This is a genomic window from Myxococcus stipitatus DSM 14675 (genome assembly GCF_000331735.1).
In the GTDB taxonomy this organism is placed as follows: Bacteria; Myxococcota; Myxococcia; order Myxococcales; family Myxococcaceae; genus Myxococcus; species Myxococcus stipitatus.
The window spans coordinates 9,356,937-9,376,996 of sequence record NC_020126.1; the positions used below are offsets into that span (position 1 = coordinate 9,356,937).

The following is a 20,060-nucleotide window of genomic DNA, read 5'->3' on the forward strand; positions in this document are numbered from 1 at the left end:
CAGATGTCCTCCGGCGCACGCCGGGAGCATCCACCGTTGGACGAAAGCCGGGCCGCGAGCGTCAGGCCGTGTACGGCCGCGAGGAAGTCCCTGGCCCGGGGGGAGATGCGGCGATGGAGTGCGCCCACGACAAGGGGAGCACTTCATGTCCGGCGAAATCCAGGGCGCCTGGTTCAAGGCCATCATCGGCTCGATGACAGCGGCGTCCTCGCGCTTTCCGGCGCATCAGCGAACCATCAACAGCATGCAGGACGAGACCTGGTACGACTGGGAGGAGTATCTCCGCATGCTGGGCGAGCTTCACGCGGCGCTGGGAGACCGCGCGGTGGAGGCCATCGCCCAGCGCTCGGCCATGCGCACCCTTCCGATTGCTCGCGCGCGGGGCTTCGACTCGGTGGAGAAGATCTTCGGCGACTTCGACGCGGTGCTGCGCAGCCTGGTGCGCGACCTGCCCGTGGCGGACAGCGCACGCACGGTGGCCTTCATGCCGCTGGCGGCGGAGCTGGAGAGTGGCTCGCGCCTGCCGGCCCCGCTGCTGCTGGGAACCTTCCGAGGCTTCCTCATGGGCTTCGGCAAGATTGTCACCGAGGCGAAGATGACGCCTCGGCACGGGCTGCGGCGCTACTCGCTCAAGTGGATGTGACCTTCGCGCGCGTCACCAGCTTCTCGATGCTCATGAGGTGCGCACGGCCCAGCAGGGCCATGGCCAGCGTGGCGCCACAGAGCGCGAGGAACATGTCCCACTGGGCATCCCAGATGTCTCCCTGGGTGCCCAGGAACTTGTCGCCCCCTTCCGGGTCCAGCGCCAGCGCGGCCCACCACTCCAGGAGCTCGTAGAAGGCGCTGATGGCCAGCGCCACCGAGCCGGTGAGGAAGTTCAGCCAGCCGCCTCGCCGCAGCGGAGAGGTGCGCAGGAGCACCTCGCGGATGATGAACGCGGGGAAGAAGCCCTGCACGAAGTGCCCCAGCCGGTCGTAGGGATTGCGTGAGAGCGCGAAGGTGTCCCGCGCCCAGTCTCCCAGGGGCGTGAGCGCATAGGTGTAGTAGCCGCCGTACGTCAGCACGAGCACATGCAGGAAGACGCAGACGTAGACCCAGCGGGACATGGGGAAGCGGCGGAAGGTGGCGGCCAGCACGCAGATGCCCACCAGCCCAGGCCCCACTTCCAGCGCCCAGTTGAGCCGACCCGCCGGGCTGAAGAGGAACGTGAGGAGGAGGACGGGAGCGAGCACGCCGACGAGAATCAGCGGCACCTTCGCCTCGTCGCGCGTGCCTCGCACGGAGGGGAAGAAGGGGGTGACGGCGTCACCGGAGGGCATGTCGGAAAGAGGAGCAGCGGTCTGCATGGTGAGTCCTGTCCTCTCGAATGTCTGGTGGGGAGAGGGGCGTCTATATCAGACGCGAGGATTGCGCGCAGAGCGGCGGGGTACGATGCTCGGTCGTGGTGGGGTCGGGCGCGTAGCGCGTGCTTCGACAACGGAGGGTGCCGATGCTGAACCTCGAGGCTGAAAAAGCGAGGGTCGAAGACGAGCGGGCATGGCGAACCCGCTTGTTGTGGGTCCTCATGACCGGCGTCTTCATGACGAACACAGCCAGGTGCGACTCCGACTGGCTCCTCAGCCTGTTGGAGATGGATGCGCAGACGGAATACGCACCCGGCTACACCGAGGCAGGCTTTCAGCGGGTCACGTTGGGCATGACCTTCGATGAGGTGCGGGAACTGCTGGGTCCTCCGCTGGGCGACTATGATGTCTCGCAACGAATCAACTCGCCCCACTCGAAGGAAGTCTACACGAGGTCATGGAAATACAGCCGCACCCCCAACAGCACGAGCTACCACGTGCGGGAGATCTTCTTCCATGAAGGGCGCGTCATGAACATCGACCAGAGCTACTACATCGATTGAGCTGACCCCAGCCGATGCAGCAGCCCCCTGGAGCTGGCACGCATACCTGGGTCATGAACCCAGAGGGCACGCGCCTGGTTTTCGTTCCGCGGGAGCGGCCACTAAGGTAGCGGGCGAATGTCGCTCTCCACTCCCGGCAGCGCCCGAGCCGCTTCTCCCACCGAGCCGTGGCTCGAGGAGCTGGACCTCCTCGTTCGCGCCCGCTACCCGCTGCTCTACCTGGTGTCCTGGGAAGAGCACCGCGTGGACGCCATCCTCGCGGAGCTGGCGCGCGCGCACGGCAAGGCCGTCTTCACCTGGTCCGTCACCCGGGGCCTGCGCGGTGTGGGCAACGCTCGCACGAGCGCGCTTCCCGAGGACACTCGCAACCCCATCGACGCGCTGGCCGCCATCGAGAAGCTGGGCGAGCCCTCGCTGGTGGTGCTGAAGGACTTCCACGCCTTCCTCGAGGAGAAGACCGTGGTGCGCGCCCTGCGCGAGCTGGCGCACTTCCTCAAGAGCACCTTCACCACCGTCATCCTCCTCTCCCCCTCACTGCTCATCCCGGTGGAGCTGGAGAAGGAGGTCTCCGTCATCGACGTACCCATGCCCGGGTACAACGACCTCATGCGGCTCTTGAAGGAGATTGTCGCGGTGGTGCGCCGCACGAACAAGGCGACCATCGAGCTGTCGCGCGAGCACGCCGACCAGCTCATCAAGGCCGCGCTCGGACTGACGATGTCGGAGGCGGAGAACGCCTTCGCCAAGGCCATCGCCTCCGACGGCAAGCTGGGTCCCGAGGACATCAAGCGCATCCAGGACGAGAAGCGGCAGGTGATTCGCAAGAGCGGCCTGCTCGAGTACTACCCACCCGATGAGACGCTGGGCAACGTGGGCGGCCTGGAGAACCTCAAGGGCTGGCTGAGCCAGCGCACCACGGCCTTCGGTGAGCGCGCCCGTCAGTTCGGCCTGCCAGAGCCTCGCGGACTGCTGCTGCTGGGCGTCCAGGGCTGCGGCAAGAGCCTCACCGCGAAGGCCGTCTCCGCGCACTGGAACCTGCCGCTCCTGCGCCTGGACATGGGCCGCATCTTCAGCGGGCTGATCGGCTCCTCGGAAGAGAACCTCCGCAAGGCCATCCGCGTGGCGGAGAGCGTGTCCCCCGTGGTGCTCTGGGTGGATGAAATCGAGAAGGGCCTGTCGGGCGTGGCCTCCTCCAGCTCCGCGGACAGCGGCGTGTCCGCGCGCGTCTTCGGCACCCTGCTGACGTGGCTCCAGGAGAAGACAGCGCCCGTGTTCGTCGTGGCCACGGCCAACCGCATCGACGGGCTGCCTCCCGAGGTGCTGCGCAAGGGACGCTTCGACGAAATCTTCTTCATCGACCTGCCCGCTCAAGCCGAGCGCGAGGACATCTTCCGCATCCACCTGCGCAAGCGGAAGCGTGAGCCCTCCCGCTTCTCCGTGCCGGAGCTGGCCGAGCTCGCCGACGGCTTCAGCGGCGCCGAAATCGAGCAGTCGGTGGTGGCCGGGCTCTATGAAGCCTTCGCGGAGAACACCGAGCTGGAGCAGCAGCACCTGGTGCGCACCCTGCGCGACACCTTCCCGCTGTCCGTGACGATGCGCGACGAGATTGGCCGGCTGCGCGAGTGGGCGCGTGGACGCACCCGGCCCGCCTCGTCCCGAGAGCGGCCTCCCTCATGAAGTTCAAGCTCTCGCGCTTCCTCCATCTGGAGAACGACCGGGGTGAGCGCGCGAAGCAGGACGCGCCCGCGCAGCTCCAGGATGGCGGCCGTCGCTTCGAGGACCTCGCCGAGCGCGCCTCCACCCCTCAGGGCAACGTCGTCCCCGAGGCCCACCTGGAGCGCTTCAAGGCCCAGGCGCCCCTGGTCCTCGAGCACCGGCCCGACCTGTCCGAGGACGCGCTCGACTTCCCCCGCTGCCTCCTCTGCGACGCGGAGAACGGCCGCTATGCGAAGACCTGCCAGCGCTGCGAAGCGGACCTCCACACGCCCCAGCAGTTGGAGCACAAGGCCCGGCTCACCCGAGAGCGACAGCAAGCGCGCGACCGGCGCGCCTCCCCCGGAGCGGAGGCCGCGTCATCCCGACTCGAGGACGAGCGCCGCGAGGACGCGAAGCGCTACGAGTACCTCATGGGGCAGCTGCGCGCCCAGGAGCAGAAGGGCAGCGGGTGGCACCTCTTCCGCAAGCACGCGTCACTGGGCACGGGCCTCCTGGCCCTGCTGCCCTCACCCTTCGCGCGAGGAGTGGCCGTGACGGCCTACCTCGGCGTGACGCTCGGGCTGCTGCACCGAGGACAGGGAGGAGTCCGCATCGCGGGCCTGGTCCTCGCGGGACTCTTCCTCGTGCTGCTCATCCCCATCCAGGACAAGCCTCGGCGACGGCGGTGGTGGTGATTCAGCCGGGAAGGCCGAGCGCCACCAGCGCCGCGGCCATCACCTGCTTCACCGGAACCTTCGCCTCCTCCGCGATACGCCGGCAGTCCTCGAACTCGGGATGCGCGTTGAGGACCGCTCCGTTGAGCAGGCCCCGCTTCACCCGCACCTTGCCCCACGGCGTCGCCACCTCCACCCAGTCGCGCTCCAGCGCCTGACGCTCCACGCGGTGGTAGCGCACACCCAGCGACGTGGACTCGCGCAGCAGCGTGTCCACCACCGCGTCGCGCAGCCCGGCTTCCGTCAGCACGCTCAACAGGTGGCCGGGGCGGCTCTTCTTCATCACCACCGGCGCCACCCACGCGTCCAGCGCGCCCACGCCCAGCATCCGCTCCACCAGGTGCCCCAGCAACTGCGGCGTGGCGTCGTCCAGGTTGGCCTCCACCACCCACAGCCCGTCGGAGCGCGACGCCTCCATGCGCCCCAGCGACGCACGCAGCACGTTGGGCCTGTCGCGGAAGTCCTTCGTGCCCACGCCATAGCCCACCTTCTCCACGATGAAGTCGGGTGGGTGGCCAATCTTCGTGAGCACCTTGAGCAGCGCCGCGCCGGTGGGCGTCGTCAACTCGCCCACGCCCTCGAAGCGCACGGGCACGTCGCGCAGGAGCTCCAGCGTCGCGGGCACGGGGATGGGCATGGCGCCATGGGCCACGCGAATCGTCCCACTGCCCAGGGGCGGCGGCGCCGCGTGGACTTCCGGGTCTCCCAACAACTCCAGCACCACCGCCGCGCCGCAGATGTCGACGATGGAGTCCACCGCGCCCACTTCGTGGAAGTGGATGTCGTCGATGGACACGCCGTGCACCTTCGCCTCGGCCTCGCCGATGGCGCGGAACACCGCCAGCGCGCGCTGCTTCGCGCGGTCCGGCAGCGTCGTCGCGGACTCGATGAGGCGGCGGATGTCCGCGTAGGCCCGGTGCGGATGCGCCTCGCGCGCGTCCAGCACCACGTCCAGGTGCGTGCCGCTGATGGCGTGGCGCACCGCGCGGCTCACCGCCAGCTTCCAGCCCGGCACCTTCAAGCCTCGCAGCGCCGCTTCAATTGCCTCCGGCGCGAGCCCCAGGTCGATGCCCGCCGCCAGGAACATGTCCCCGGCGATGCCTCCCACCGGCTCCAGGTAGAGAATGCGTCGCATGGCGCTCACCGCCGTCCCTTCGTGCGCGAGACGAGGGCCGCGTAGAAGCCCCCACCGAAGCCGTTGTCGATGTTCATGGTCGCCACGTTGGAGGCGCAGGAGTTCACCATCGCCAGCAGCGCGGACAGGCCCTGGAAGTTGGCGCCGTAGCCCACCGACGTGGGCACCGCGACCACGGGGATGCCCACCAGTCCGCCCAGCGCGCTCGCCAGCGCGCCCTCCATGCCCGCCACCACCACGGCGACATGGCACTCCTGGATCTCCTCCCGGCGCCGCAAGAGCCGGTGGATGCCCGCAACGCCCACGTCGTAGACGCGCCGCACCTCCGCGCCCATCGCCTCGGCCGTCACCGCGGCCTCCTCCGCCACCGGGATGTCGCTGGTGCCCGCCGTGACGACGGCCACGCGGCCCGCGCGCACCTTGCCCTGCTTGAGATGGAAGATGCGCGCGACCGGGTGGTACTGCGCCTTGGGGAAGCGCTCCAGCAGCACCTCCGCCTTCTCCTCCTGCAGGCGCGTCACCAGCACCGTCTGCTTGCGCTCCACCAGCGCGCCGACGATGCCCAGCAACTGCTCCACCGTCTTGGGCCCGCCCAGCACCACCTCCGGGAACCCGAAGCGCAGGTTGCGATGCGTATCGAGCGTCGCATAGCCCAGCTCCGCGAAGGGCAGGTCCTTGAGCTTGCCCACGGCGTCATCCACCGAGACACGGCCCGACTTCACGCTCCCCAAGAGCTGCTTCAGCGACTTCTCGTCCATGGGGGCCCGTGTACCCCGAAACGGGCTACACGCCCAGCCGCGCCAGAAGCGCCCGCGAGCTCTCCCGCTCCAACACCAACAGAAGCTGCCCGCTCACCGAGGGCGTCGACGAGGCCATGAAGCGCGCCTCCAGCACCACCACGCGGCTCGCGTCGCCCTCCACCTGGGACACCGCCGCTTCCACCAGCACCCGCGCGCTGCCCCGCCGCAGCGTGGGCACCGACGGCATCAGTCGCCACGACGTCAGCTTGCCGATGGCGGACAGACAGGCGCTCGCGACGATGTTGGCGGCTTCCGACACCGCGCTGTCGCGCTCCTCCTGCCCGGACGTCTCGCCTCCCAGCAGCAGCGTCTCCAGGGACTGGCCATCCGCCTGGGACAGCCCGAGCATCATCACGCCCCGCAGCGCCCCGGTGATGGAGAGCCACGCCGCCACCGCCGGCGCGTCGCCGCCGAGCATCCCCGCAGCGTCCTCGGGCCCCGCGAGCAGCACGCGAGGGACGGACAGGTCCACCTGACGCCCCCCCATCAAGCGGGAGAGCGCGTTGGCGGCATGGCCACAGCCGATGTTGGCCACCTCGCGCAGGGCATCGAGCTGCGCGTCGCTGGGAAGAGACAGGCTCACGCGGACAGTAACCTCGGCACATCCAGGATGAAGACCGGACGGCCGCTCCCCAGGATGGTCACGCCAGAGAGTCCTGGCAGCAAGTCCAGCGGCCGCGACAGCGGCTTGAGCACCACTTCCTCCTGCCCGAGCAGCCGGTCCACGCCCAGCGCCACCCGTCCGGAGTCACCCTCCATCACCACGAAGGGACGCACGCCCCGCAGCCCTGGCACCGGCACGCCCACGAGCGTGTCCAGCGCGTGCACGGGGAGCAGCGAGTTGCCGTGCGGCAACAGCGCCGTCTCGCGGCTGCGGCTGAGCGCCTCGCTGTCCGCCTCCGTGGCTCCCACCACCTTCGCGATGGGCAGGCCGAAGACCTCCTCGCCCACCTCCACCAGCAGCAGGTGCACCACGGCCACCGTCAGGGGGAGGCGCAGGGTGAAGCGGGTGCCTCGGCCCGCCTCGCTGTCGATTTCGAGCGTGCCACCCACGCTCTCCACCACGCGCTTGACGGCGTCCATGCCCACGCCCCGGCCGGAGATGTCCGTCACGTCCTTCGCCGTGGAGACGCCCGGCAGACACGCGAGCAAGAACGCCTCGCGGTCCGTCATGCGCGCGGCGAGCTCCGGCGTCAGCAGGCCCCGCGACACGGCCGCGGTCTTCAGCTTCGCGGGGTTCATGCCCCGGCCGTCGTCCTCCAGCTCGATGATGACGCGGTCCCGGGCGCGCTTGACGGCCACGAGCACACGCCCGCGCGGGCCCTTCTTCGCGGCGATGCGCTCGTCGGGGGACTCCAGGCCGTGGTCGATGCAGTTGCGCAGCAGGTGCAGCAGCGGGTCCGCCAGCTCGTCGAGGATGGCGCGGTCGAGCTCGATTTCCGCGCCGGTGATGACCAGGTCGACCTCGCGCTCCTTGCGGCGGGCGATGTCTCGCGCCGCGCGAGGAAGCCGGTCGGTGATGAGCGACAGCGGCGTCATGCGCGCGGTCATCACCTTGTCGTGCAGGTCCTTCACCAGCGTGTGCAGCCGGTAGACGCCCTCTTCGAGCGCGGGGCGCACGGTCTCCGGCAGCACCTTGCCCACTTCACGCAGGCGCGCCGTGGCGAGCATCAGCTCGCCCACCGTGTCGAGGAAGTAGTCCAGCAGCTCCGTGCGCACGCGGACCGTGCGCGAGGAGGAGTCGCCCGTCGCGCGGCCCCCCTCGCCGGCCGAGGGCGGGACGACGGCGGGGACCGGCGTGGCCACCGCGAGCTTCACGGAGACGACGTCCACCTCCGCCACGTTCTTCAGCGAGGCGTTGATGCCCGCGTCGCCGACGTTCGTCTCCAGCTCCGCCTGGATGTAGCCATCCGGGATGCGGCCCGCCTTGAGCTCCTCCAGCGCGGGCCGCAGGTCCACCAACGTGCCCAGGTTGGTGAGCCGCTTGTGCACCAGGAAGGCGCGCACGCCGGGCACCTGGCACGTGGGGGAGATGCGCAGGCGCACGGCCCAGCGCTGGGTGGTCCCGCGCGGCTCCTCGGCGCGCTCACCGGGGAGCGCGCCCCCGGAGGCCGACTTGAGCGCGGTGCCGAGATCATTCGGCGAGGCTTCCGTGAGTCCGGGTGGTGTGCCCGTGGAGACGTTGCCGCTTGCGGGCGAGACCGGCGGGGCACCGATGCCCAGCACGCCTCGCACGCCGCCGTCTTCCGTGGTCAGCCGGGGGGGCACGGGCGTCGCCGCGCTCGCGGACGAACCCGTGCTTCCATGGGGGTTGCCCTCGGAGCCGGGGGGCGTGCTCCCGCTCGGCGGAGATGAGCTCGTGGAGCCCGAGGGATCTCCGGCTCCTGATGTGCCTGGAGTCTCCGTGGACGTGGAGCCACCTGAGCTCGTCGCGCCGCCTGCGCCCGTCGAGCCACCTGCGCCCGTCGAGCCGCCTGCGCCCGTCGCACCGCCCGAGCCTGCAGTACCGCCTGCGCCCGTCGAGCCGCCCGAGCCTGAAGTGCCGCCCGAGCCTGAAGTACCGCCTGCGCCCGTCGCACCACCCGAGCCTGAAGTACCGCCTGCGCCCGTCGCACCGCCCGAGCCTGAAGTACCGCCCGAGCCTGAAGTACCGCCTGCGCCCGCCGCACCGCCCGAGCCCGTCGCACCGCCCGAGCCCGTCGAACCCGAAGGATCTCCACCACCCGCGGAACCAGAACCCTCGCCCCCGTCGGAGCCCTCCGGCTTGAGCACCGTCACCTTCGCGACGCGGGTCGCGGTGGGCGCGTGGCCCGTCATCACGGTGACTCGCTGCCCCAGCTGCGCCAGGAGCGCGGACGCATCATCCGGCTGGCGTCCCTCGGCCACGGCGCGCACCTGCGCCAGCAGCGTGTCCGAGGCACTCAGCAGCAGGTCCACCAGGTCCCGGTCCAGCCGACCGCGGTCCTGCCGCACGGCATCGACGAGGTCCTCCACCCGGTGCGCCACGATGGCGATGGACTCGAAGCCCATCGACGACGCCATGCCCTTCACCGAGTGGGCGTGACGGAACATCGAGTCGACCGCACTCGAGGAGCCTTCCCGCTCCAGCTGTACCAGGTCCCGTCCGAGCGACTCCAGGTGCTCGGTGGCCTCCGAAATGAAGAGGCCCAGGTAACGGGACATGTCCATCGTCATGCCCGACCTCGCCAGGAAGCGCGACGACGCCCGAGGGCGACGACGCTCACGCCTCTCCCAGGACCTTCTTCACCACGGCCAACACGTCCTCGGCGCGGAACGGCTTGACGATGAAGTCCGAGGCACCCGCCTCGATGGCCTCCATCACCAGGCTCTCCTGCCCCAGCGCGGAGCACATGATGACCACCGCGCTGCTGTCGTGCTTGATGATCTCCCGCGTCGCCTCGATGCCGCTCTTGAAGGGCATCACGATGTCCATCGTCGTGAGGTCGGGCTTGAGCTCCTTGTACTTCTCCACCGCCTCCAGGCCATTGGCCGCTTCACCGACGACCTCGAACCCTCCAGACGCGAAGATGTCCTTGATCATGTTGCGCATGAAGATGGCATCGTCGACGACCAGGACCCGCTTAGCCATGTGAAGAACTCCGCCTCCGAATCGCCTTGCCTAGAGGAGCGCGGACACTATCACCCGCGCTTTCCAGGGGGCTACTCACTTGGAATGGGTGAACAAGGCAACCACCGCGGCGTCCAGGCCCTCCGGGTCCAGCACCGTCACTCCCAACCCACCCAGCCGGGCAACGCCTCGGATGGCCGGCGTCAGCTTCCCCGGCGCCGTACTCACCCGCTCCACCGCCTCGATTCCATCCACGTCCGTCACCAACAGTCCCAGATCCCTGCGGCCTCGGTCCAGAAGAACCACGCGGGCCGACGGTGTGGCACCGTCCGGCAACCCCAACAACTGCCGCAACTCCACCACCGTCACCACACGTCCCCGCAGGTTCATCACCCCGGTAATCGCAGCGGGCGCACGAGGGACCCGGGTGAACCGCTCTGGAGGCACGACGACCTCCCGCACCGCGGATAGCGGCAACCCGTAGCGCTCTTTCTCCACCCGGAAGATGACGTGCCGCACAGAGGCCGTGTTGTATCAGCTTTGCAATGGCGCCAAGCGCCGATGACCCACCTTCACACTACGCCCTGGCGCGCCGCGGCGTGCGGGCCCGCTTCACCCCAGGCACCACTTTCTTCGCCGGGGCCTTCTTCGCGGGGGTCTTCTTCGCCGCGGGAGCCTTCTTGGCTGGAGCCTTCTTCGCGGGGGCCTTCTTCGCCGGAGTGGACTTCTTCACCTGGGGCGAACGGGCCGGGGCATCCTTGACCGCCTTGAGCACGGACTTGGGCGCCACGGCGTGGAAGCTCTCGCGCATCCACTGGGCCATGAGCTCCACGGGCACTTCCTGACCCGGGGCGAAGAGCGCGGACACCCAGCCGCTCTTGCCCAGGCCGTAGCCGGTGGGCGAGGCGAAGGGGAGCATCAGCGCCGCCTCGTGGGACTCGGGCAGCTTGGTCGTGACAGTCAGCCCCCGCTCGTCCAGCACCAGGAGGGCGAACATCTTCCCCCGCACCTTGCCGGTGCGGTGACCCCACGGGAACTCCTCCGTGACGTCGGGGAACGACAACATCACCTCGCGCAGCCGGTCCTCGGCGGCGCGCAGCTTGGCATTGGAAGTCGCGGTCATGGTCCCAGGCGGAAGCTGCGCACCACACTCTGCAGCTCGACGGACAGGTTGGTCAGCTCGCTGGCCAGCGACGTCATCCGGGACACGGCGGCGGTCTGCTCCTGGATGACGGACTGGATGGCCTCGGTGGAGGCCGCGTTGTTGCGCGCCACCAGCTTGATCTCCTCGATGGCCTTCACCATCTCCTCGCTGCCCTTGTGCTGCTCACGGGCGCTCTCGGAGATGAGGTGCACCTTCTCGGAGCCCTTGCGGATGGTGTCGGTGATGGCGCCCATGGAGCGCACGATGTTGGTCAGGTCCTCGCGGCCCTCGGCCAGCTCCGCGATGCCCTCGCGCATCGCGCTCACCACGGAGGTGGACTGGCCGGAGATGTCGCGCGCCAGCTTGGAGATCTGCTCGGCGGAGCGGCCCGCGCTCTCGGCCAGCTTGCGGACCTCGTCGGCGACCACCGCGAACCCGCGGCCGTACTCACCCGCGCGCGCCGCCTCGATGGTGGCGTTCAGCGCGAGCAGGTTCGTCTGCTGCGCGACCTGCGTAATCGCGTCGACAATCTTGGAGATCTCCTGCGTCTTCTCCCCGAAGGCGAACACCTGCTGGCTGGCGGACTCGATGCGGTTGAAGACCTTCTTCACCTTGTCGCCGGCCAGCCGCGCCGCCTTGGAGCCGTCCTCCGCCGCGCTGCTCGTCTCCGCCGTGGTGCGCGCCGCGTCCTCCGCGCTCACCGTCGTGCGCTGGATGCTGCTGGCCATCTCCGTGATGACCTTGGACGCCTTGGAGACCAGCTGCGACTGCGACTCCGCGCCGCTCGCGATGATGTTCATCGACGAGCCCACTTCCTCCGTGGAGCCGTTGACGTTCTCCGCCGAGCGCTGCAGGTCGATGGCCGTGTCGGCCACGCTCTTCGCCGTCTCCTGAATCTTGCCCACCAGCTCGCGCAGGTTCTCCTGCATGCGGATGATGGCGCCCGTCAGCTCGTCGATTTCGTCGCGCATCCGGCCGCCCTCGGCGGCCACGGGCTTGGACAGGTCGCCCTGCGAAATCTCGTAGGCGGAGCGGCTGAGCACCTTCACGCGCGTCACGCGCGCGAGCAGGGAGGGCAGCAGCGCCGCCGCCACGCCGGTGATGAGGATGGCCACGCCCACGCGCAGCACGTCCTTCCACACCGCGGGGCCCGGACTCAGCTCCCGGAACAGCACGTCCGAGGTGAACATCCAGACGGTGAGCAGGAGCCCCAGCACCACGTAGCCGTTGAGAATCCTCCGGTGGAGCGAGACCTCACGCGTCGCGCGAGGACCGTCCACCGCGCGCAGCAGCCGCTGCACGGGCTCGCGGCGGGGAGTCAATCCAGAGGCAGTGTCGTCACGTAGGGGACGGCGCACAGGGTTGCTTTCAGGGGAGGTGCGAACGCGTCCTGGGTTTAACCTTGCTCTCGGGCATGGTCAATCCACCCCGGATGCGGACCCGAAGTGGTCGAACCCGCCCGGCCGCCGCACCACGCGTCCGGCTTCATCGAGGATCACCCATCCTGAACCCCGGCTCACCTCCCCCACGCGCGTGACGGCGTGCCCCCCTCGAGCACACGCCTGCTCGAACGCCTTCCCTCGACGGGAGGGCACCGCCAGCAGCAGCTCGTAGTCCTCCCCGCCCGCGAGCGCGCCCTCCGCCCCCAGCGCCCGTCGCACCACCGCCGACATGGGCAGCCGCGCCAGCTCCACCGTGGCCCGCACCTGTGAAGCGGTGCACAGATGCCCCAGGTCTTGTGCAAGGCCATCGGAAACATCCAGTGCGGCGGATGCGAAGCGCGCGGCGAGCTGGCCCAGGGCCACGCGGGGCTGGGGTCGGCGCTGGCGGCGCACCGAAGCGCCTCGGGTGACGCCCGCCCGCAAGTGGGCAAGTCCCAGCCGCGCGTCGCCCAGCGTGCCGGAGACATAGAGCCAGTCACCGGGCCGAGCGCCCGCGCGGGTGAGTGGAGGGCGAGTCAGCTCCCCGGTGGCGGTGATGGTGACGGACAGCTCGCGCGCGGAGGTGAAGTTGCCACCCACCAGGTCGATGTGGTGCTCCCGCGCGAGCGCGGACATGCCTCGCGCCAGGCCCGAGAGGTGCGCGAGCGGAAAGCCCTGGGGCAGCGCGAGCGAGCACAGGAACCAGCGCGGCGTGGCGCCCATGGAGGCCACGTCGGAGAGGTTCACCGCCAGGGCCTTGTGGCCGATGTCCGCGGGAGAGAACGAGGCGCGGGTGAAGTGGACGTCCTCCACCACGCAGTCCGTGGTGACACACAGCGGCCCGCGCGAAGGCGCGAGCACCGCGCAGTCGTCCCCGGGGCCCACCGGGACGCGGGCCTTGGGGAAGTGGCTCAAGAAGCGGCGGATGAAGTCGAACTCACCAAGCATCGCCCGGCAGGAAAGACCACCCGCCGCCTCCAGGCAACGCGCACCTACTGGAACACGCTGAGACCGACGCCTGGCACCTCACCACCATGCAGCCACGTGGCCACGCCCACGCCCGTCGCGTTCACGGAGAGCTGCGGGAAGCCGTTCTGCGAGGACGGCACCGTGTCGAGCCACGCCGTGCGGCCCCACCCCTGCCCCGGCGTGTAGCGACTGGAGCCGACGCGGAACTGCCCGTCCTTCTCCCGCGTCCACACGACGAGCGCCTGGGTCCTGCTCAACGACACCACCTGCGGGTCCGTCACCCCGCCCAGGGGCGACGGGTCCACGTCCACGCGCTCGCGCCACCCGAGGGTGAAGTCATACGGACGCGCGGACAGGCGGATGATGCCGCTCCTCGCGCGAGGCCACACCACCATCGCGCGCCCGTCCTTCTCGGCGCTGGCCTGCGCCATCGCGGAGGAGCCCAGCGCCTCCTCCACCTTCTCCGCGGCGCCCCAGCCCGTGCCAGGCACGTAGCGCCGCGCCCACAGCGACACGTTCGCCACGCCGCCCTCGCTCCACATCGCCAGCGCCGAGCCTCCCGGCCCCGCGAGCGGCTCCACGAAGAAGCTCTCCAGCCCCTCCGGGCTGAGCCGCTCCGCCGCGCTCCACCCTTCCGTGTAGGACCACCGGCTGAACCAGGCGCCGCTCCAGCCCTCCATCTCGTCGAAGCGGTACCAGCCGACGAGCACGTGCCCGTCGCTGCTCACGGAGAGCTGCGGCTCCACGGAGAAGCCCGGCACCGGCGTGTCGATGCGGCGCGCGGCGTCCCAGCCCGTGGAGGGAGCGCCTCGCGTGGCCCAGACGTTCTCGCTCAGGGTGTCGCCATCGAACTGCGTCCACGCCAGCGTCAGCACGCCCGCGCCGTCCCGCGCGGCCTGGAGGAACGTCACATCCCCCAGCGGCTGGGTCAGGACCCGCGCGGGGGGGCGCCAGCCCTCTCCCGGCAGGTGCTCGGCGAACCACAGCTCCGCGGCGCGAGAGCCCTCGCTCTGCAGCCACAGCGCGAGCATGCGCCCGTCCGCGTCCGCCACGACCTGGGGCTGACGCACCCGAATCGGGTCGTCCGGGAAGTCGCGCTGGAGCTTCATCCGCTCGGACGGCGTCCACCCCGTCTGCGGAACGAACTCGCTGAACCACAGCCACTCGTCGATTCCGTCCCACTCCATCCACACCGACAGCGCGCGGCCATCCACCGCCACGCCCACCCGAGGCGTCGCCACCTCCAGCCCCGGCGTGCCCATCAAGCACGGCGAGGCCCACCACGAGCCACCCCACTCCGTCGGCTCGGCCGTGTCTCGCGTGCGCGCGGCCGCCAGCAGGGGCAGGGACGCGCGCCTGGCGAGGAAGGCGGAGGGCAGCGGACGCGAGCGCGTCATGAGCTGACCGGGGCCTCGGGGCGCCATGTACACGGGGCGCTCCGGACAGAAGTTGGGAGGTGGGGGCCTGGGAGAATCCGAGCCACACGCCGCCAGACTCAACATCACCAACAGACTCGTCACGACCGGGTTTCGCATCCGTGCTCCTACCGATTCAGGGGGGGTCCGAAGATGCACACGCCCCACCACCGGGAGCACCGGAGGTGGGGCGCGAGAGACAGGTGCCCGAGCGGGCACCCGACACAGCTTTCGACAGCGGAGACGGACTAGCGCTGACCGGCCACGAACGCCGCCGAGTGCGCGAAGTCCTGGTGCCACGAGGCCGGCAGACGCTCCAGCACGTCACGGGAGTCCGCGACGGGCGCCGTCAGGTCGCCCTGCATCTTGTTGTCGCCCACGCGGAAGCCGTTGGCGAACAGCGTGTTGGCGTCCTTGCCCGCGCGCGCCAGCTCCGCCGCCGTGCCCAGGTTGAAGTTGTACACCTTGCCGGCGTACTTCTCGCGGGTGACGGAGGTCAGCGCGGCCACGCCGTCGCGGGTGCTGACCAGGTCGTTCACCTTCAGCTTGCCCGCGGCCACGGCCTTGCCGTCCGCCATGATGACCGGGTGCTTGTCGGTGAGGCTGACCTTGTGGCCCTTGTCGTCCACCAGGTTCACCATGGGCTCCAGCTCGCCGCCCACCTGGACGTCCGTCACGGTGAGCGTCTCACCCTTGGCGTTCGTCACGATGCGCGCGCCGCGCTTGACCTGCTCCACGGGGACGGTGCGGCCGTCGGCGAGCACCACCTTCGTGCCCTCCGCCATGCAGCTGTTCCACACCATGAGGCCGTAGCGGTAGCGCTCGTCGCTCATCATGCGCACCGTCACCGTGGCCGGCGTGTTGGCCGCCGTGCCGCAGTTCACCTTGGTGCTCACGGTGATGACGTACTCCACCGCCTGGTTGATGACGGCCTGCGTGGCGCAGCTCTCCGTGCCGGTGCCCGCGATGGACGTCTCGCGCGACAGGTCCGAGAGGATCTTCACGTTGGCGGAGGTGGCGTTGATGGAGCTCGCCAGCGCGGGGGCCAGGTCCATCTGGCTCATGCAGGTGCCGCCCGTGACGGGCTTCACCAGACGCACCTTGGAGCCCGGCATGATCTCCTTGATGACACACTGCACGCCGTTCTTGCTGCCGGCGTTGAAGGTGAACTGCGTGGGCACGTACACATGCGTCGGCTGCCACGCCCCGGAGACCGGGAAGTTGTTGGCCGCGTCGCCCACCCAGCTCGTGGTGACCGCCGTGTTGCGCAGGGCCACGCCCGTCGCGGGGTTGCTGCCCGACGGCGCCAGCGTGTTGCTCACCGCGGCGTAGTCACAGTCGATGCCGCCGCGCATCTGACACAGCTCGGTGTTGAACTTCATGCTGCCGGGCACCGACAGCCGCGGGTGCTGCATCGTCAGGTCCGCGCCCGCCGTCGTCGCCGCCGAGGCGCCACGCGCGAAGGTGACGACCTCCTCGCCCGTGTTCTCGTTCATGGCGATCATCATCGTGTCGAGGATGACCTGCCGGTCCTGGTTGATGGGGATGGCGGGACGCACGACGACGTCCTCGAAGCTCTGGCCGGCGGCGTACTCCTCGCCCGACGCCGAGTCGACGACGGAGGAATCCGTCTCCGGCAGGTTCGAGTTGTACGCGACGATGTCCGTGTACACGTAGCTGGCGCCGTTGAGGCACGAGGCCCAGGGGTTGCTCGTGTAGGTGCGCAGGTTGGCGGTGGTGACGCCACGGGTCAGCGTGAGGAAGTGGTCGCAGCCCCAGTTGTTCACCAGGGACGTCAGGCTCGCCTCCGCGCCGCCAGCCTTGCGCGCCAGGGCCTTCTCGCGCGCCATGCCCAGCCGCTGGAACAGCTTGGGCGAGTTGGCGGCGGACTTGCCGGAGCCACGCAGGCGGTTCATCACGAAGCGGTATTGGCCTGGGTCGGCCAGGTCGATGGCGATGGCCTCACCCGTCGCGCCGCGCGACTTCGCCTCGAAGACGCGGCGCATGTACTGCGAATCCTCCACCAGGGTCGCACGGTCCAACCCCCGGTCCGGGGCGCGCAGCGCGCCGGCCCAGGCGGAAGTCGCGAGCGCGACGAGCGGCAGGGCCGCCGTGACAGGTACTGAGAAACGCGAGTACAGCTTCATATGGAACCCCCTCTGATGCGGTGGACTGCCTTGGCTGCGACAACCACGACACGTTCAATGACTGCCTTGCGTCAGGCCCGCTCCACCCGAGGAGCGGGCCCGCCCCCCCTTGGGCGCGGGAACCCTCGCGCCCCCTTCATGACTCGCACTGCGGGGTGCCCCGGCGGACGTGGGGGTGCGACGACCGCCCGCCGGGACACCTGAATCGTGGACGACTACAGGGCGTTGCACGTCACGCCGCAGACGTCCTGCGCCTGCTCCACACAGATGACGTCCCAGCTCCCCGAGCAGCAGAACGGGTCGCCGTCGCACACGTCGGACGCGCACTGCGAGCAGTGGGTCGCGATGGGATTGCCCGGGTTGCAGACGTTGTGGCACGGGCGCGGGCGGCTCAGGTACTCCTCGAGGATGAGCTTGCGGTGCGGCAGGAAGACGTTCAGGAGCGCGGGGGAGATGCGGAAGCGCGTGCCCTCCGGCCCGTTCTCCGTCTGCTCGCTGATGTGCGTGAAGCCCAGCGAGTTGGGCCACTGCATGCCCCCGCCCAGGTCCGCGCTGTTGCTCAGCTCGTGGCAGCCGGCGCAGGACAGGGCCTTGGCGCGGGCGACGATGTGGTTGGCCGTCAGCGGGCTGCCGATGCGGGTCAGCTCCCCTTCAATCAGCGAGCGCAGCGCGGACGTGCCGTTGCCGAACTGGAACGTGTAGTTGTTCTCCGTGCCCTGAGCGTCGCTCTGGCCGCCGTTGAACTGGTCCTGCACGTCCATGTTGAAGAGGTTGATGTCCTGCCGGGCCAGCGTCTCCACCTGGGTGGCGAAGAAGAAGCGGAAGTCCGCCGCGCGGGCGTGGGTGGACGTCGGGTTGAACAGGCCGCCGAACGGGTTCACCTTGTCCGTGGAGAGGATGGCCTTGAGCTGGGTGCAGACGCCGTTGTTGCAAGCCTTCTGCAGCTTGAACTCACGCAGGAGCCAGTTGCTCTGCATGAACTGGTTGGTGCGAATCTGGCCCGCGACGGTGAACGGGTCCGCGCCGTAGTTGTCGATGTGCACGACGGGACGGAAGCCGCCCGGCAGGCCCTGGAAGTAGAAGGACTTGAGCAGCGCGGTGCGCGAGGCCAGGTCCGCGTTGTTCGTCAGCCGGTGCCAGAACTCCGCCACCGGGAGGCAGCCGTCCAGGCCCTCTTCCGGGTGGGGGTTGTTCAGCACGGCCTCGAAAATCATGAAGTTGCGCTGCGCGAAGTTGGTATCCCCCGAGCGGCGCGAGAAGACGATGCGGTACTCACCGCAGTTGGCGCCATCCGCGGGCGCCAGGTCGAAGCGGTTGAACAGGCCGATGGCCTTGTACGCGTTGAGCGAGTTCGGGTTGGTGAACGGGTCCTGCCCCGCCTGCGCGCCCTCCTGCGGACGGCACAGGTACGGGAACGAGTTGAAGATGGGCTGCCCGCCCGGCGAGAGCTGGTCGTTGCAGTGCTGCCCCTGGTTGATGCCCGGGCGCGCGTTCTGCGTGTCCCAGAGCTGCCGGTAGATGGCCAGGCCCGTCAGCCCCGTCACACCACTCTGCGTGGCGAGCTGGTCCATCACCTCGCGCAGGGAGAAGTTGTTGACGATGGCCGTGTCCGTCACGACCAGCGAGCGGTGCGTGTTCACCGTCACCACCGAGTTCATCTGCGACTTCTCGCCCGATGAACGGAGCAGGCCGATTCCGCCGCGCTCTGAATGGAGTGGTGTGGTCCGCGCCGGCTGCTTCGACTCGGGCATCTCCTGCACGTCGTCCCGCGTGCCACAGCCCGTCAGTGCCAGAATGGATGCAATAGCAAGACACGAGCGCCTAACGCGCTTGTCCATGTGCTCCCCCTCTTCAATTGACACAACTGGTTTCACCACGACTGTCCAGCGCGCGCCCTTATGATGCATTCAACAAACAAACACAAGACGCAATCGGACTCAGCGTGAATACCAGCTGAGCCGCCGCGTCGACACACATAAGGAATTCCCGCTACAGGCGAGGATTTGACCCTGGGTGCGTCAAGACTGCACTCCCGCTTGCGTCCCCTCGGCACGGGGCCGCGTTCAGGATCAACGCACGGGCGTCTTGAGTGTCAGGGTGAGATGCGTCCGGTGAGCACGCGAGAATGCGTACCACTTGCACGCATGGAGATGGCTGGGGCGCAAAGGAAGACACCGTCGCGATGTGTCACCGCGACGGTGTCGTCTCGTTCAGCACCCGACAGCCCGCTACTCCCGCCGCGATTCGACGCGAGGCGTCGACTTCAGGCTCACGGTGCGGAGCGACAACGCGAGGCCGCCCCACCACATGCCCATCATCTCGAGGAAGCCGGCCACGTCCTGGCCATGCCGCACCGGGTGGTCGGGACGCAGGGCCTCCCAGCCCCGGTGCTCCAGGACGACGCGGGTGCCGCCCTCCGCGGGCTCGAAGCGCACGTCCACCTGGGTGAGCTCCCCCGGCGCGAAGTTCCGGCCGCGCCACTCGAAGCAGAGCCGCGCGCCGGGCTCCCACGTCAGCACGCGGCCAATCTCGAAGACGCCCGCGGGGTCCTCCTCCACCAACCGGCCGCCGGAGCCGCCCTCGAAGCGCACCACGCTGGTGGGCGCGGAGGAGCCTCGGAAGCGAGGCCCCTTGCGCCACCAGAGGTCGGTCTCCTCCGTGAAGACGGCGAAGGCCTCCTCCGGCTCCACCGCGAGGAAGGTCGTCACCCGGGCGCGCTGCTCGGTCGTCATGGGATGTGTCTCCACGGGCTCACGGCCGCTTCTTCGCACGCGTGCGCTCCGCGTGCTCCTTGAACGCCTGGAGCTGCTCGCCCCAGTACGACTCCACCTCGTCCAGCCAGGCGCGCAGCTCCGAGAAGCGCTCGGGCCGCAGCCGGTACACCTTCACGCGGGCGTCTTCTTCCACGGCTTCCTCCTCCACCAGCCCCGTCTTGCGCAGGACGCGCAGGTGCCGGCTCATGGCCGGAGGTGACATGTCGAAGGCGGCCGCCAGGTCCCCCGCGCGATGAGGCTTGTCGCGCAAGAGGTCGATGACCCCACGACGGGTGGGGTCGGCCAGGGCGGCGAAGGTGTCGTCGAGGCGTCGAGCGGCTCCCATGGTGTG

At 69.5% G+C, this 20,060-nt stretch carries 19 protein-coding genes; 4 read left to right on the top strand and 15 right to left on the bottom strand.

The window, feature by feature from the left end:
* Nucleotides 1-145: 145 nt before the first annotated feature.
* On the top strand, nt 146-643 hold the full coding sequence (locus MYSTI_RS36210) for a hypothetical protein (protein ID WP_015352820.1): 498 nt from the start codon (nt 146-148) through the stop codon (nt 641-643).
* Here MYSTI_RS36210 and MYSTI_RS36215 read toward each other — a convergent pair.
* The gene (locus MYSTI_RS36215; RefSeq protein ID WP_015352821.1) at nt 630-1,346 is read right to left on the bottom strand and encodes a DUF2238 domain-containing protein; all 717 of its coding nucleotides are present in this window, start codon (nt 1,344-1,346) and stop codon (nt 630-632) included. The two genes, MYSTI_RS36210 and MYSTI_RS36215, sit on opposite strands and share 14 nt — an antisense overlap.
* Before the next feature lie 143 nt (nt 1,347-1,489).
* On the opposite strand from MYSTI_RS36215, the gene MYSTI_RS36220 reads away from it, so the two are divergent.
* The 3 genes from MYSTI_RS36220 to MYSTI_RS36230 all read left to right on the top strand — a co-directional run bounded on the left by MYSTI_RS36220 (nt 1,490) and on the right by MYSTI_RS36230 (nt 4,296).
* Complete coding sequence (locus MYSTI_RS36220; RefSeq protein ID WP_015352822.1) at nt 1,490-1,906, top strand: DUF2845 domain-containing protein; 417 nt, start codon at nt 1,490-1,492, stop codon at nt 1,904-1,906.
* Between the two features lie 117 nt (nt 1,907-2,023).
* Nucleotides 2,024-3,583: a Ycf46 family AAA ATPase gene (locus MYSTI_RS36225; protein WP_015352823.1), complete on the top strand. Its 1,560-nt coding sequence runs from the start codon at nt 2,024-2,026 to the stop codon at nt 3,581-3,583.
* Complete coding sequence (locus MYSTI_RS36230) at nt 3,580-4,296, top strand: hypothetical protein (RefSeq protein WP_015352824.1); 717 nt, start codon at nt 3,580-3,582, stop codon at nt 4,294-4,296. Before MYSTI_RS36225 ends, MYSTI_RS36230 begins: the two co-directional genes overlap by 4 nt.
* Nucleotide 4,297: 1 nt before the next feature.
* Here the strand turns inward: MYSTI_RS36230 and larC are convergent, their stop codons facing one another.
* The 14 genes from larC to MYSTI_RS36300 all read right to left on the bottom strand — a co-directional run bounded on the left by larC (nt 4,298) and on the right by MYSTI_RS36300 (nt 20,054).
* Nucleotides 4,298-5,470, bottom strand: coding sequence for a nickel pincer cofactor biosynthesis protein LarC (gene larC, locus MYSTI_RS36235; RefSeq protein WP_015352825.1), 1,173 nt, complete (start codon nt 5,468-5,470; stop codon nt 4,298-4,300).
* Between the two features lie 5 nt (nt 5,471-5,475).
* Entirely contained in the window at nt 5,476-6,228 is a 753-nt protein-coding gene (gene larB, locus MYSTI_RS36240) for a nickel pincer cofactor biosynthesis protein LarB (RefSeq protein WP_015352826.1), read from the bottom strand.
* A gap of 25 nt (nt 6,229-6,253) precedes the next feature.
* Entirely contained in the window at nt 6,254-6,853 is a 600-nt protein-coding gene (locus MYSTI_RS36245; protein ID WP_015352827.1) for a chemotaxis protein CheC, read from the bottom strand.
* Nucleotides 6,850-9,465, bottom strand: coding sequence for a chemotaxis protein CheA (locus MYSTI_RS43475; RefSeq protein ID WP_015352828.1), 2,616 nt, complete (start codon nt 9,463-9,465; stop codon nt 6,850-6,852). Before MYSTI_RS43475 ends, MYSTI_RS36245 begins: the two co-directional genes overlap by 4 nt.
* A gap of 46 nt (nt 9,466-9,511) precedes the next feature.
* Nucleotides 9,512-9,880: a response regulator gene (locus tag MYSTI_RS36255; protein WP_015352829.1), complete on the bottom strand. Its 369-nt coding sequence runs from the start codon at nt 9,878-9,880 to the stop codon at nt 9,512-9,514.
* 75 nt (nt 9,881-9,955) lie between these two features.
* Nucleotides 9,956-10,378: a chemotaxis protein CheW gene (locus MYSTI_RS36260; protein ID WP_015352830.1), complete on the bottom strand. Its 423-nt coding sequence runs from the start codon at nt 10,376-10,378 to the stop codon at nt 9,956-9,958.
* Nucleotides 10,379-10,436: 58 nt separating this feature from the next.
* A complete protein-coding gene (locus tag MYSTI_RS36265; protein ID WP_015352831.1) occupies nt 10,437-10,982 on the bottom strand; it encodes an MmcQ/YjbR family DNA-binding protein in 546 nt (181 codons plus the stop codon).
* Nucleotides 10,979-12,304: a methyl-accepting chemotaxis protein gene (locus MYSTI_RS36270; RefSeq protein ID WP_015352832.1), complete on the bottom strand. Its 1,326-nt coding sequence runs from the start codon at nt 12,302-12,304 to the stop codon at nt 10,979-10,981. The genes MYSTI_RS36265 and MYSTI_RS36270 overlap by 4 nt, the downstream gene beginning before the upstream one ends.
* A 117-nt stretch (nt 12,305-12,421) precedes the next feature.
* Nucleotides 12,422-13,372, bottom strand: a complete 951-nt coding sequence (thiL, locus tag MYSTI_RS36275) for a thiamine-phosphate kinase (RefSeq protein ID WP_015352833.1) — start codon at nt 13,370-13,372, stop codon at nt 12,422-12,424.
* 44 nt (nt 13,373-13,416) lie between these two features.
* Nucleotides 13,417-14,928: a hypothetical protein gene (locus tag MYSTI_RS36280; RefSeq protein WP_015352834.1), complete on the bottom strand. Its 1,512-nt coding sequence runs from the start codon at nt 14,926-14,928 to the stop codon at nt 13,417-13,419.
* Between the two features lie 128 nt (nt 14,929-15,056).
* Nucleotides 15,057-16,955, bottom strand: a complete 1,899-nt coding sequence (locus MYSTI_RS36285) for a Hint domain-containing protein (RefSeq protein ID WP_015352835.1) — start codon at nt 16,953-16,955, stop codon at nt 15,057-15,059.
* A gap of 215 nt (nt 16,956-17,170) precedes the next feature.
* The gene (locus MYSTI_RS36290) at nt 17,171-18,793 is read right to left on the bottom strand and encodes a hypothetical protein (protein ID WP_015352836.1); all 1,623 of its coding nucleotides are present in this window, start codon (nt 18,791-18,793) and stop codon (nt 17,171-17,173) included.
* 390 nt (nt 18,794-19,183) lie between these two features.
* Entirely contained in the window at nt 19,184-19,687 is a 504-nt protein-coding gene (locus tag MYSTI_RS36295) for an SRPBCC domain-containing protein (protein WP_015352837.1), read from the bottom strand.
* A gap of 19 nt (nt 19,688-19,706) precedes the next feature.
* Nucleotides 19,707-20,054, bottom strand: coding sequence for an ArsR/SmtB family transcription factor (locus MYSTI_RS36300; protein ID WP_015352838.1), 348 nt, complete (start codon nt 20,052-20,054; stop codon nt 19,707-19,709).
* Between the last annotated feature and the right edge of the window lie 6 nt (nt 20,055-20,060).